Raw genomic sequence first — 12,340 nt, 5'->3', positions numbered from 1 at the left:
TGGTGCCGCGTCGGTGAATGGGTGCGCTTCGACGGCGACGAGCATCAGGCGGTCGCGTTGGCAGGCACCTCAGTGCGCCTGCACTCCACGTCGGGAGCGGCGCAAGTCGTGCTCCTGTCGTTCCTGCTCGCGGCGCCGGACTTCGAGCTAGCGGGCCGGCAGCGCCGGTGATGGAGCTTTCGGGCTGCTCGACAGCTTGCCGGATGACGTGGTGGGACGGGCTCGCCGGTGGCAGCGGCACGTGGCCTGCCCTTGACCCTGTCCGGCGAAGACTATCTGGAGCTGTTGCCGGTCGAGTGGCGGCAGATCAACGAGTACGGTATCCGCATCGAGCACCGCACCTACGACAGCCCCGAACTGGCACCCTGGCGGCGCCAGCGATCCGGCAGCATCGAACGCGGCGGCCGATGGGTAGTGCACCGAACGGATGGGTCACCGCGTCCTGGACACACCTGCCGATGCTCTCCGCACCGTTCGCCGACTTCACCTGGCGGCACGCCCGCCGCATGGCAGCTTCCCGCGGCCTTCCCGACGACAACGAGACCGAGGTCGCCCGCGTCCTGGACGAACTGCTCACCTGTGCCGCTACCGGACCGGCAACGGACCGGGCGAGCGTCCGCATCACCGCCCGCACCCGCGCCGCCCGGCGACGACTACCCGGCGACGCGCAGATCATCGAGTTGCCCACCCACCGGACGTCGACGAGCCTGCCGGCGCCGAGGTCATCCCGTTCGGCATCTTCGACGCCGACGCCGAAAGGTGGCCATGCGCCAACCTCAACACCTGCGTGTCGACCCGGCCCTCCGGCTCGAGCAGGATCTCCGCGTCGGCAGCCACCGCCTTACGGTGCAGCTCTTTGACCTCCGTATCAGTCTCCCGACGGACAAAGGTGCCGGCCGACGCGGCACCGAGCGTCAACGGCTCGCCGATTCGCAGCGCCGAATTGACACCGTTAATCATGATCAGCGCCTGGCCGCCGACCTGAAGCTCGGCGTGGTAGACGTTGCCCTGTCCGTCGTCGAAGACAGCCAGCAGCGGGGCTGGCAACCGACCAGCCCTGGAAGCACGTCAGCGCCCGTGACACGGGAAGGTACCCTGACTGGCCGGTCGCAGGTTCCCGCCCGCACCCACTCTCCACCACCCTCGGGAGGGCAACACATGACAGACCTACCGCCCCCTCAGCACTCCTCGCCTACACCGAACCCGATGCCGGGCTACCCGTCGTATCCGCCCCATGCGTACGCCGCGCCATTCAACACCTATGCGATTCTCGCGCTGGTATTCGGCGCGATGGTGTTTCCGCCGTTGGGTATCTACTTTGGCAAGAAGGCCAAGGACCAGATCGCCCAGACGGGTGAACGCGGGGCAGAGCTGGCCACCGCTGGTACCGTGGTTGGTTGGATCTTCACCATCCTCTACGCATTGATGTTCGTCGTCTGGTGTGGCGTGGCTGCGGTCATCTTCAGCTCCGAATCAGGGGTACAAACCTGAGGCAGATCGCCGGAAACGCCGAAACCTCCAGCGCTCACCCGCCCCCCACTTTGGTTGTTGTGAGCGGACCTCCCGGCTCAGGAAAGACCACCCTCGCGCACACACTTGCCCGGACGATCGGCGCTCCGGCGATCTGCCGGGACGAGATCAAGGAAGGAATGGTGCACGCGTCGACGTCCGCCTCCGGCCTGTTTACGGCTGGAGCGGACGACGAGTAGGCTTTGCGGACCCTACCGACGTTCTTTGGCGTGTTGGAGTTGCTGCTTCGCGCCGGGGTGACGACCGTGGCGGAGGCCGCGTTCCAGGATCGGCTCTGGGGGCCGGGCCTGCAACCGTTGGGGGAGGTCGCGGAGCTTCGGGTCGTGCACTGCGTGGTCGACGCGAGCACGGCGTGGACTCGGATTCAACAGCGGTGGGAGTCGAATCCGCTCCGCCGCGCCCACACCGACCTGCAGGACCCCACTGACCACCCGCTTCGCCATGCGAATTTAATCGCGTCGCCCTGGACGCTCCATCCCTGGAGGTCGACACCACAGACGGCTACCACCCCCCACTGCCGGAGATCGTCTCGTTTGTGGATAGATCGAAGTAGGTCCCGTTGCGGAGACAGGAGCGCAGCACGTGCGCGCCCTGGGCAGATGCGGAAGGACGGCGCACTCCGGCGTGTTGCCGGAGTGCGTCGCCTGAGGGGCTTCAGGTTGGTTCGATGAAGACTGTCTTGACCAGGGTGTCCAGTGCCGGGGGAAGGGTTTCGGCTGGGTTGGTCGAGGTGTCTCCGGTGGTCAGCCCGGCGGTCATGGTCCGGCGGCCGTCGGGGGTGCTGTACATGAGTGCGCCGTAGCCGCCCGGTGCGCCGCCGTTGTGGTGGTAGACGATGCCCGCCGGACCCAGGTCCTGCACGAACACGCCGAGGCCGTAGTTGATCGGACCGGCTGGCTTTCGCATCTCGGCCAGTAGCGGGGCGGGTAGCAGCGCGCTGGCGTTGAGGGCGGCGAAGAAGACGTTCAGATCCCGCGTGGTGGAGATGGCCCCGCCGGCACCGAGCAGCATGGACAGGTTCTGCCGGGAGACGTCGGCCACCGTCCAGGTATCGGCGTCCTGGTAGCGGTAGTAGCCGTGGGCGTACGGCTCGGGAAGGTCGGTGATGTTGCCGGCCAGCACGGTGTCGTGCAGGCCGAGCGGGTCGAGGATCCGTTGTTGCATCCATTGGCCGTATGACCGGCCGGTGACCGCCTCAATGAGCAGTGCGGCGAGGGTGTAGTTGGTGTTGGAGTAGCTCCAGTCGGTGCCGGGTTCGAAGCGGGCTGGCTTGGACAGTGCCAGCCGTACCAGCTCCTGGGGGTGGTAGGTGGTCAACCGGCTGTCCACCCACTCTTTGCCGGTGGCGGGGATGCCCGGTACGACGGTGCCGTCGGGCAGGTACTCGCCGGTGTAGTTGAACAGGCCGCTGGTGTGCTGCAGCAGCATCCGTGGGGTGATCCGGGGGGACAGCCCAAGCTCGGTGAGGTGGTCGGCCGCTGGGGCGTCCAGCCCGACCTCTCCTTCGCCGACCAGTTGCAGGATGGCGGTGGCGGTGAAGGTCTTGGCCACGCTGCCGGCCCAGAATCGGCCGTTCGTGGGTGGGCGTTCGGCGTCGCCGAGTTGCCGGACGCCGGCGCTGCCCACCCATTCGCCGTGATCGTCGTGCAGGCGCAGCTGCAACCCGGCGAAGCCCGCGTCGACGAATGCCTCGATGGCCTTGTGCAGGTCTGGCCGGTACGGCCCGGTGGTAGTCGGATTAGCCATGGTGGATGCTCCTCAGCGGCTGGTGGCGGTGATGTCGCCGTGGGCGGTGGTGGCGTGGATCTTGAGGCTGGCGGCGGCGCCGTCGGTGTTGCGCAGCGCGTTGTGGACCCGGCCCAAGCTGGTGCCGGCGTCCAGGACGGCGGACGAGTCGCGGGCGGCCGCGACGGTGATGTCGCCCTGGTCGGTGCGCAGCGTGACGGTGCCGTCGGTGGCCTCGGCGATCCGAAGGTCGCCCTTGTGGGTGCTGATCTGTGCCGAGCCGTTCAGTCGCCCGACCGTGATGTCACCGCTGGCGAGGGTCAGCCGGGCGGTCGCGGTCTCGTCGACCTTGATCGAGCCGGCCGCACCCTCGAAGGCGACGTCGCCAAGGCGCCCGACGCCCCGGATATCGGCGCTGGCCGTCTTGCCCTCGATGTTCGATCCGGCCGGCAGCTGGACGGTCACCTCCACGGAGCCGGACGAACCGCGGAGCGGGTTGCTGGGCTTCGCGGCCTCGATGCGCAGCACGCCGTCGGCGTAGTTGACCTGGACCCGCTCGGCCGCCGCCACGTCGCGGTTCTTTGCGGCGTCCGTGGGCCGGACCTCGACCATGGTGTCGGCCCGGTCGGCGGCGATGATCTGAATACGCCCGGCGGGGATCTCGAACGTCGCCGAGACGGGGGTGGGGGTGTCGAACTTCCGCATGACCAGCTCCTTACTGTTTGTTTCTGACACCAGAAACGCTACGTTGCCTTCACAGGTACAGCAACAGAAACGTTGCATGAAGGGCCAGTAATAGCAGGTCAGGACCGTTTAGAAATTGCAATGAGCCTGGAGACAACGCAACATTCGAGCGGGCCAGTATTGCAATGAATGAGGAGTGAACGCTATCGTGGCGGCATCGACGACGAAGGGGGCCACGATGCCGGGGGGCAGGCTGACGCAGCAGGACCGCCAGCAGATCGCCGCCGGCCTGGCCGACGGCCTCACCTACGCGGAGATCGCCCGGCGTCTTGACCGGCCGACCTCGACCATCACCCGGGAGGTCATGCGCAACGGCGGCGCGACGGCCTACCGAGGCGACCTCGCCCACCACGCCACCGAGCGTCGCGCGCGCCGGCGCCGGACCACCGTGCCGGTTCGTACGAGTAACCCGCCGGCAGTACGCGGACGCGACCCCGAGGCGGTACGGGAGTACGAGGAGACCTTCGCCGGCGTGTTCATGGCGTCCGGACTGCCGAAGATGACCGCGCGGACGTTGGCCTGCCTCTACACCACCGACGCCGGGAGCCTCACCGCCGCGCAGATCGCCGGGCGGCTGCAGGTCAGCCCGGCTTCGGTCTCCAAGGCGATCGCGTTCCTGGAAAGCCAGGGGCTGGTCCGGCGGGAGCGCGACGAGCGGCGGCGGGAACGCTACGTGGTCGACAACGACGTGATGTACCAGTCCACGATGGCCAGTGCGAAGGCGACCGCCCACCTGGGCGAGATCGCCCGGCAGGGGGTGAGCGTCCTGGGCCCGGGCAGCCCGGCCGCCGCCCGGCTGGAAAACATCGCCCGCTTCGTCGACTTCGTCTCGGAGAGCATCGCCCGCGCCGCCGAGCAGGCACGCGAGATCCTGCACACCAGGATCGAGGCCCCTCCATCGGAAGAGACGCGCTGACCCACCCACCCACACCCACGCGCCGAGGCACCCAGCCATGTTCGTGATCGACCAAAGGCCGCCCCGGGAAGGCCCTGAGCCTCCTTCCGAACTCGCCGCCGAGTTCGCCGGGCCTGACCTCCGCACGGCTACACCCACGCCAGGAACCGGCGATACAGATCCGCGTTTCTGTGCACCTGCGACAGCTGCACGTCAGCCTCCGCCGTCAGCGCCGCAAGGTAGACCCGCCTGACGATGTTGATCGGCTATCGTCCCCGCGTGTCTCAGACTGATGCCGCCATCGCGGCGGACCTGACCCTCGCCGGCCTGGAGTTCGTCGAGCGGATCCCCGCAGAAGTCCGCCCTCCGCTACCGGCGCCCGATCAAGGACCCGCATCCTGCCGGGTCGAGCATGGACGCTTCGACTCCGCGCCGGGCGAGATCGCCGATATCAACGACCCCGACATGCCGGCGAAGGTCAACGCCGGCTGGTGGCGCATGGCCAACGAGTTCGAGCCCTTCGACGAACGGCGAGAATTCCTCCTCCGCGTCGACTACAGCGACCCCGACGCTGCCGGCGACGAGTACTGCTGGGTGCGGGTTCGGCTGGCCGAGGAGTGGGACTTGGCCGGCAGCGGCTCAACTGCACTCCGTAGCTACTTCGGAGCAGTCTTCACCAAGCGCTTCGTCCCCGAGTTCACGATGCTGTCCCTCGACCAACAGGTGATCCTCAATACGACGGTCTGGGGCAACGCAACCGTAAGCACCATCGTCATCCGCCCGGATCGCGTCACAGGAAATGCCAAGTAGGTCCGGACGAATCGGAGCCGAACCGTCCGCACCAACTTGTCCCATCGCTACTGAGGGCGGCGGATGAATGCCACCTGTTCCCGGACCGGGCACATGGTGTCGCGTCCGCCCGAACCTTGTGGGGTCCGGATCGATATTGTGGGAGGTCACGGTCACCGGCGGGCGCCGGCACCGACAACATCATGTACCGGACCCCCGGTGAACCGCTGCGCCCATCGCCGAGCAACAAGAGAAAGGCGATCCATGACCCGGGTAGTCCTCCAGCCTGACGACCTGCACGACCTGGTGGTGGACCAGTTCGGCGCAGACCGCAGACCTGCTGCCCTGGACCGGCTGACCGGTGGCAGCAAGAAGGGCGTCTACCGCCTGCGGTTGGACGATCAGTCGACAGTGGTCCTCTATCTTTGGGCAACCGCCGAGAACTACTGGCGCCCGGCACCAACTGTCCCCGACGATCCCTTCACCGACGCGTCGGGCGCCGAATTATTCGCCACCAACTACGCCGCCCTCACCGCCGTGGGCGTACGGACGCCACGGCTGCTGATGCTCGACCGCGACGGCCGCTACCACCCGGCCGACCTTGCGCTGGTCGAGGATGTCGGTGCGGTGACGCTCGAAGCCCTCATGGAACATGACCCGGCCACAGCCGTGACGCCGCTGTCCGCACTTGGCGACGCCCTGCGCCGCATGTACGCCACCCGCGGCACCCGCTACGGCAAGCTCGCCGCCATTGCCCGCGGGGAAGCACCCCAGACCCGCAGCACCGAGGACATCATCCAGGACCGGGCGCGTGGTCACCTCAACGCGGCGGCCGCCCGCGACGCCCGGCTCGCCGATGCCCACGACCGAATCACCGACCATCTCCGGTGCCTGCGCGGCGTGGTCACCGCCCGCCGCGACTACCGGCTGATACACGGCGAACTCGGACCGGACCACGTGCTCGTCCCACCCTCCGGTGCACCCGCCCTGGTCGACATCGAGGGGCTGACGTTCTTCGACGTGGAGTGGGAGCACGCCTGGCTACAGTTGCGCTTCGGTGACGCGTACTCCGCGCTACGCCCAGTCGAGCTCGATCCCGATCGGCTGGAGTTCTATCGATATGCCCAGATCCTGTCCCTGATCGAGGGTCCCCTTCGGATCGCCGGCACCGACTTCCCGGACCGCCAGTGGATGCTGGGCTTGGCCGAGCGGAACATCACCAAGGCCCTGGCCGCGATCTGACTACTCATGCGTGGCCGCCCGGCTGGCCGATCCGGCCAGCCGGGATCGCCTGATGAGGCGTGGCGATGGCTACCGCTCTGTGCTCCCGAAGGCGCTGGACAGGTACGTGCGGGCATCGGTGATCGCGTCCGCGATGATCCTCGCTGCGGCACGGGCCTCATCCGGCTCATGGTTCGCCTGCACCTGAAGCCGGAACCGGGACGAGCCCGTCGGAGTCACCGGGAACTCCACCATGAACGCGAGCACCCCACGGTCGAAGAGCAGGCGGTTCGCGATCCGGGCCAGCTTCTCGTTTCCGATCAGGAGCGGCACGATCGGCGACGGTTCCCCCATACAGGTCAACCCGTACCCGATCAGCTCCTCGCGAAGCGCGGTGACGGCGGTGTGCAGCCGGGAACGGAGGAGATCTCCCTCCGTGGAGCGGATGATCTTCGAGGCTTCCAGGACCACAGCGGTCTGCACGGGAGACAGCGCGTTGGAGAACATGTGCGATCCGCCGAACATCTTGAGGTACTGCTTGAGCGCGGGAGAGGCCGAGGCGACGAAGCCGCCGTTGGAGCAGAACGTCTTGGAGAAGGCGCCCATCACGATGTCGATGTCACCGAGCACGTCCTGCATCCCGAGCACGCCGGTACCACCCGGGCCCATCGAACCCAGGTCGTGCGCCACATCCACGAGCAGCGTCGCGTCATGCTCCCGGCACACCCGCTGCAGGGTCACCAGATCCGGCCAGTCGGCATCCACGGAGAAGAGGCCGTCCGTGACGACGAGGATGCCGTTGCGGCTGTCTCGCCGGCGGATGTCGACCAGGTGGCGACGGACCGCCTCCACGTTGAGATGTTCGTAGCGCACCACGTTGCGGGTGGTCGCCCGGGCCCCCTGCTGGAGGCAGGCGTGCGCCAGCCGGTCGATCAGCACGTGGTCCTCCTGGCGGACCAGCCCTGCCATCGCCCCGAAGCCGGCAGCCCACCCGGTCGGGAAGAGCGTCACCTGCTCAGCCCGCACCAACTCGCCGAGCGACGCCTCCAGTTCGTCGGAGATCCGGGTGTTCCCGAGCACCATCGGTGACCCGGCACTGTGCGGACCGTAGTCACGCATGGCCTTGGTCGCCGCCTCCCGGATCGCCGGGTGCGTGTTGAACGACAGATAGTCCTGCGAGTTGAAGTTGATCCCGCGGGTACGCCGGCCGATGTCGTTGGTGATCTGGGCGACGCTGTTCGGCGCGGCCTCCAGCGTCCTGGAGTACTGCCACGTCTCGGTCCGCCGCCGCGCCTCGACCCACCCATAAAACTCCTCGGTACGGGTCATCAGGTTACGGCCGGCCGGCCGGTAGAAGTCGTAGGCGTTCTTGTCGAGCGCGTACTCCTCGTCGGCGTCAACCTGCAGGTCGGCGGGTTCCCACATCTGGGTCAGGTCGGCGACCACCTCGTTGAGGGCGGTCTCGTCCAACGAGTCGAACTCGTCCCACGGGATGTGGGTGGCCCAGTTGCGGGTCATCTCGGAGACCTCGGCCGCGGCTACCGCCATGGCCTCCAGATCGCGCCGGCCGGCGGCCGCAAGGATGGTCTCGATCAGTTCGTCGTCGTCGCGTTGGTCAAGCTCAGGCAGGGACACAGTCGATCTCCTGGCGGGGGTACGGGTCAGGCGAACAGGTTCTGCTGGTACATCCGAGTGGTCGCCGGGAAGTCCTCGAACACCGGGTAGCCGGCCGAGGTCTCCTTCGCGGCGTCGTTGAGGAGGAGGAGATTCGACGCCTGGAAGAACTCCGAAACCGGCGCGACGTCAGCGTGGGTGGCGATGAACCGGTCGATCTCCTGCTGGTTTCCGCGCAACGCCACGAACAACTGCAGTTCGTCGTGGCGGTACGGGCGCATCTCCGCGAGCGTGCAGACGTAGTCGTAGTAGGCGGCGGCGTTCTGGCTGCGGCGGCGTTCATAGCTGGCCATCGCCTCGGTGAGCGACACCTCCCCGGAGAACCACCGGCCCAGCGCGGTGGCCACCAGCTCCGCGCCCCGGAACGCGTGGGTCATCCCGATCGCGGTGCACTGGTCCTTGGCCGACTCGGCATCCCCGACAAGCACCCAGCCCGGTCCGGCCAAGGGCCGGAGGAACGCGGACTGGTCCAGCGTCCCGTAGACGCGCTCCGCCCGCACGCCCCGCGTCCGGACCACCTCGCCCAGCTCCGGGCTGACGAAGTCCAGCGCCCGCTGGTAGTTGCCGGGCACATCACGACGGAACTCGCGGGACCACTCGCTCGGGCCCCAGACCAGGACCATGTTCTGGCCGTGGTTGGTGGGTGCGACGGCGCAGGCCAGCCGACCACGCCGGTGCAGCTGCGCCGGACCCAGGTCGAAGCCGGAGTAGTAGCTCCAGTAGGCGAAGGTGCACCGGGGCCGCTCGTCGAACTTCGGCAGGCCGAGGGTGCGGGCGACGAACGAGTTGCGACCGTCGGCACCGATCACGATCCGGGCGCGCTCCTCGACCAACTGCCCGTCGGAGTCGCGTCCCCGTACCCCGACGACCTGGTCGCCCTCGGTGATCAGCTCCCGTACCGTGAAGTTCGTCCGCACCTCGGCGCCGGCCTTGCTCGCCGCCTCGACCAGTATCTGGTCGAGTACGTGCCGACGGATCGAGGCGTACGAGCGCACCACGCCGGAGTCGTCGCCATGCCAGTCGCGGAAGTACGCGCGCAGCAGCTCGTCCGGCACCGAGCCGGTGAGCGGAATGCCGTCGTTGACGAACGTGACCTCGGTGTGCGCCGGGGTGACCGCCAGCACCTGGTCCAGCAGGCCCCACCGGTTCAGGTAGGACGTCCCGTGCGGCCAGAGGAAGTGGGTCGAGATGACGTCGCTGGGAAAGCTCGACCGGTCCACGACGAGCACCCGATGCCCCTGTCGGGCCAGGAGCATGCCGGTGGACGCACCCGCGCAGCGGGCTCCAATGACAATCGCGTCGTACCTGGGCATGCAGATTCCCTTCCGAGGAGTGGGTAGCTCGACGATCTCGGCGAACCGATTGTGCTCACGGCGGCCGTATCTGTCCACCTAGGTCTCCCGGGAGGTTCGAATAGATTGATCGCATGCGCACCATCGTGAGCGACCGCCTCCTGCTGCGCCCCTGGCGGGACGAGGACGGCGACTTTCTGCTGGATCTTGAGTCGCGCTGGGAGGTCATGCGGTTCCTGGGCGCGCAGCCCACGACCATGAGCGACCGTGCGAACGCCCTCGCCTCGATCGCACGCCGCCGCGCCATCGACGATCCGGTCCACGGGATCTGGGTCATCACCACGGCGGTGAACGGCCGCCTGGTGGGAAACCTCCTGCTCAAGCCGATTCCACTGTCGGCTGGGGAGCCGGTCGGCGGGCCGCCCGAAGTCGAGATCGGCTGGCACCTGCATCCGGACGCCTGGGGGCACGGCTACGCCACCGAAGCGGCGGCGGCGGTCCTGGCGGACGCTTTCAGCCGGGGTCTGACGAGGGTCATCGCGGTCACGAACCCGGCAAACCATGCCTCCCAGGCCGTCTGCCGCCGGCTCGGCATGACGCACCTGGGTCGAACGACGAAGTACTACGACACGTCGAACGAACTCTTCGAGAGCGTTGGGGTTTACGGCTGTTCGGGGAGTTGAGCTACGAACGCCCGCCACGCCGTCGGCCCGAACACCAGCGCCGGTCCGGTCGGGTCCGTGGAGTCCCGGACACCCACGATGCCGGCGAGGTTGCCAGCAACTTCGACGCATGCCCCTTGGTTGCTGCCGCTACGAGTGCTCTTGTGCCAGTGTGCGCCGGTCAAGTCCATGTCTTCGCTACTTCCATCATCAGCTCGGTCGACTGGTTCAGGGTCAGCGCTTCAGCAAGCGTGGATTCCCACTGCTCCCGCAGCGCTGCGACCTCAGCGGGCCGCTCGACTACTTCGGCAGCATCAAGGCTGCCGTCCCGGCCGAAGATGGCGCGGGCGTACGCCTCCACCTGGAGCATGCCTGGAACCCAGGCCACTTCGTACCAACGTAGCGCACGTGCTTGCTGCTCGAAGGTGATCCACGCTTGCAGCCAGAGGGGCTCGCCGTTCAGGTCCGACAGGCGTTCCAAGAGCCGCAGGTAGATGCCGCTGGTCTTCAGGGCGCTGTCGATAGCGGCAACATAACTACTTGTCGGGTGGCGTGCGCCCGTCTCAACTGCGCTGACGTGTGTGCCCGAGTAGTTGATTATCTTTCCGAATTCTTCTTGGCTGTGCCTGCGTGAGGTGCGTGCGTGGCGAAGCTCATCCAGCAAGATCTCACCGGCGGTCATGACCATCTCCTCAACCTTTCCCCAATCAAGACTCCCGGCTTCTCATCGCTCCCCAGCTGGTCAGGCCGAGGGCTTCAAGTCGCCTCCAACGTGGCTGGACGCCTTCCAAGCTGGGCGTTTAACGCCCAGTCTGGAGTCAGGCGGCACCCGATGGAAGACCCAAATCTGACGGAGGTGCTGTCAGATCGTCCTCGCTTTTCATAGGGGTCTAGCGGGGTGATCTCAACACAATATCTATTCACGCCTGGGAGTTCACTATGTCAGCAGTCGCCATCGAACAGCTACCGCAACGTGAGCGCCGGGTCGCGCTCGCAGAGTCGATCAACCTCGACGCCAGGGGCGGCGTATCGGACAAGGATCTGGAACGTCTGCTGAGCGTGCGAGCTGGTGGTCGTGCGGTGGGCCGAGCACGGGTGTACCACACCTCGTACCCAGGCTTGGATGTTCTTGCGGCTGTGCTTGCTGGACTGCGGCGGCTGTGATGACCGACGACAGTGGACCCGAGCGGCGTGCCTACCCCGTTCCGGATGGGGCGCCGTTGCCAGACGGGGACCGGGTGCCTGCGGAGCCCCCGCCCACGGAGTCCGCGCCGACGCGGCGGCTGCCACGGGAGCGGCTTGCGGAGCGGATCCGGAACCTGCTGTCGTCGCAGAACATGTGTGTGCTGGCCACGGTCGGGCCGGACGGACCGCTGGCCACCCCGGTGCGCTACTACCCGCTCGACTTCGCGGTGATGTTCACCGCCGCGCCGCGGTCACCGAAGCTGCGCAACATCGCTGCGGACCCACGGGTCTCGGTGGGCATCTTCGCCCCGTTGGTCGGGCTGGCCAGCAGTCGCGGCGCGCAGCTCTTCGGCGCGGCTCGGGTGTTGTCTCCCGGCCACCCCGACCGCGCGCCCTACTGGGCGGCGTTTCGGTGGGAGAACGAGCACGCCGAACGGGGCCGGTCGCTCGCCCAACCCCCACGGGACACCCTGGTGGTGATCGAGGCGAACCGGATCGTCTACACCGAGCACTGGCTCCGCCGGGAGGGCTTCGCCGCCCGTCAGTTCTGGCGACGCCGTGAGAACGAGCCCGAGGGCGGCGAACGCACCGGCTTCCACCCGGACGGCGACGTCTGAGCCCCG

General features: G+C 67.6%; 17 protein-coding genes and 1 pseudogene. 9 read left to right on the top strand and 9 right to left on the bottom strand.

Translation table 11 applies throughout. The features are described from left to right. The first annotated feature begins 21 nt into the window (after nucleotides 1-21). On the top strand, nucleotides 22-171 hold the full coding sequence (locus tag T398_RS01030; protein ID WP_496443564.1) for a hypothetical protein: 150 nt from the start codon (nucleotides 22-24) through the stop codon (nucleotides 169-171). A gap of 501 nt (nucleotides 172-672) precedes the next feature. Here T398_RS01030 and T398_RS01025 read toward each other — a convergent pair. After that, the gene (locus T398_RS01025) at nucleotides 673-1,047 is read right to left on the bottom strand and encodes a VOC family protein (RefSeq protein ID WP_496443562.1); all 375 of its coding nucleotides are present in this window, start codon (nucleotides 1,045-1,047) and stop codon (nucleotides 673-675) included. 159 nt (nucleotides 1,048-1,206) lie between these two features. Here T398_RS01025 and T398_RS01020 point away from each other — a divergent pair, with 159 nt between their 5' ends. Together T398_RS01020 and T398_RS01015 are read left to right on the top strand one after the other, a co-directional pair. Then, nucleotides 1,207-1,491, top strand: coding sequence for a DUF4190 domain-containing protein (locus T398_RS01020; RefSeq protein WP_496443560.1), 285 nt, complete (start codon nucleotides 1,207-1,209; stop codon nucleotides 1,489-1,491). A 59-nt stretch (nucleotides 1,492-1,550) separates the two neighbouring features. Beyond that, nucleotides 1,551-1,709: an AAA family ATPase gene (locus T398_RS01015; protein WP_496443558.1), complete on the top strand. Its 159-nt coding sequence runs from the start codon at nucleotides 1,551-1,553 to the stop codon at nucleotides 1,707-1,709. Nucleotides 1,710-1,721: 12 nt separating this feature from the next. Here the strand turns inward: T398_RS01015 and T398_RS01010 are convergent, their stop codons facing one another. From T398_RS01010 to T398_RS01000, 3 genes are all read right to left on the bottom strand, one after another. Beyond that, complete coding sequence (locus tag T398_RS01010) at nucleotides 1,722-1,973, bottom strand: hypothetical protein (protein WP_496443556.1); 252 nt, start codon at nucleotides 1,971-1,973, stop codon at nucleotides 1,722-1,724. A 211-nt stretch (nucleotides 1,974-2,184) separates the two neighbouring features. Next, nucleotides 2,185-3,276: a serine hydrolase domain-containing protein gene (locus tag T398_RS01005; protein ID WP_496443554.1), complete on the bottom strand. Its 1,092-nt coding sequence runs from the start codon at nucleotides 3,274-3,276 to the stop codon at nucleotides 2,185-2,187. A gap of 12 nt (nucleotides 3,277-3,288) precedes the next feature. Next, nucleotides 3,289-3,960 (bottom strand): DUF4097 family beta strand repeat-containing protein, encoded by a 672-nt coding sequence (locus tag T398_RS01000; protein ID WP_496443552.1) that lies wholly within the window; start codon nucleotides 3,958-3,960, stop codon nucleotides 3,289-3,291. A gap of 217 nt (nucleotides 3,961-4,177) precedes the next feature. On the opposite strand from T398_RS01000, the gene T398_RS00995 reads away from it, so the two are divergent. After that, nucleotides 4,178-4,915, top strand: a complete 738-nt coding sequence (locus tag T398_RS00995) for a helix-turn-helix domain-containing protein (RefSeq protein WP_496443550.1) — start codon at nucleotides 4,178-4,180, stop codon at nucleotides 4,913-4,915. Between the two features lie 128 nt (nucleotides 4,916-5,043). Here T398_RS00995 and T398_RS00990 read toward each other — a convergent pair. Then, nucleotides 5,044-5,151, bottom strand: a pseudogene (locus T398_RS00990) (flavin reductase); the annotation flags it as partial. Between the two features lie 22 nt (nucleotides 5,152-5,173). Here T398_RS00990 and T398_RS00985 point away from each other — a divergent pair. Together T398_RS00985 and T398_RS00980 are read left to right on the top strand one after the other, a co-directional pair. After that, nucleotides 5,174-5,704 (top strand): hypothetical protein, encoded by a 531-nt coding sequence (locus T398_RS00985; protein ID WP_496443548.1) that lies wholly within the window; start codon nucleotides 5,174-5,176, stop codon nucleotides 5,702-5,704. A 243-nt stretch (nucleotides 5,705-5,947) separates the two neighbouring features. Continuing rightward, nucleotides 5,948-6,925 (top strand): phosphotransferase family protein, encoded by a 978-nt coding sequence (locus tag T398_RS00980; protein ID WP_496443545.1) that lies wholly within the window; start codon nucleotides 5,948-5,950, stop codon nucleotides 6,923-6,925. Nucleotides 6,926-6,994: 69 nt separating this feature from the next. Here the strand turns inward: T398_RS00980 and T398_RS00975 are convergent, their stop codons facing one another. Then, on the bottom strand, nucleotides 6,995-8,539 hold the full coding sequence (locus T398_RS00975; protein WP_496443543.1) for an aminotransferase class I/II-fold pyridoxal phosphate-dependent enzyme: 1,545 nt from the start codon (nucleotides 8,537-8,539) through the stop codon (nucleotides 6,995-6,997). 26 nt (nucleotides 8,540-8,565) lie between these two features. Next, nucleotides 8,566-9,891 carry an NAD(P)/FAD-dependent oxidoreductase gene (locus T398_RS00970; protein ID WP_496443541.1) on the bottom strand — a complete coding sequence of 442 codons (1,326 nt, stop codon included), beginning with the start codon at nucleotides 9,889-9,891 and terminating at the stop codon, nucleotides 8,566-8,568. Between the two features lie 113 nt (nucleotides 9,892-10,004). Here T398_RS00970 and T398_RS00965 point away from each other — a divergent pair, with 113 nt between their 5' ends. After that, the gene (locus T398_RS00965; RefSeq protein WP_496443539.1) at nucleotides 10,005-10,553 is read left to right on the top strand and encodes a GNAT family N-acetyltransferase; all 549 of its coding nucleotides are present in this window, start codon (nucleotides 10,005-10,007) and stop codon (nucleotides 10,551-10,553) included. Here the strand turns inward: T398_RS00965 and T398_RS00960 are convergent. Both T398_RS00960 and T398_RS00955 read right to left on the bottom strand, forming a co-directional pair. After that, complete coding sequence (locus T398_RS00960) at nucleotides 10,532-10,723, bottom strand: DUF397 domain-containing protein (protein WP_496443537.1); 192 nt, start codon at nucleotides 10,721-10,723, stop codon at nucleotides 10,532-10,534. The two genes, T398_RS00965 and T398_RS00960, sit on opposite strands and share 22 nt — an antisense overlap. Continuing rightward, entirely contained in the window at nucleotides 10,714-11,214 is a 501-nt protein-coding gene (locus T398_RS00955) for a helix-turn-helix domain-containing protein (RefSeq protein ID WP_496443535.1), read from the bottom strand. The genes T398_RS00960 and T398_RS00955 overlap by 10 nt, the downstream gene beginning before the upstream one ends. Nucleotides 11,215-11,471: 257 nt before the next feature. On the opposite strand from T398_RS00955, the gene T398_RS00950 reads away from it, so the two are divergent. Both T398_RS00950 and T398_RS00945 read left to right on the top strand, forming a co-directional pair. Next, the gene (locus tag T398_RS00950) at nucleotides 11,472-11,696 is read left to right on the top strand and encodes a hypothetical protein (protein WP_496443533.1); all 225 of its coding nucleotides are present in this window, start codon (nucleotides 11,472-11,474) and stop codon (nucleotides 11,694-11,696) included. Then, the gene (locus T398_RS00945; protein ID WP_496443531.1) at nucleotides 11,696-12,334 is read left to right on the top strand and encodes a pyridoxamine 5'-phosphate oxidase family protein; all 639 of its coding nucleotides are present in this window, start codon (nucleotides 11,696-11,698) and stop codon (nucleotides 12,332-12,334) included. Before T398_RS00950 ends, T398_RS00945 begins: the two co-directional genes overlap by 1 nt. Nucleotides 12,335-12,340 lie beyond the last annotated feature (6 nt).

This window comes from Salinispora goodfellowii, from assembly GCF_059570675.1.
Note: the sequence above shows the minus strand (reverse complement) of the source record. Positions and strands in the feature narration are given on the sequence as shown.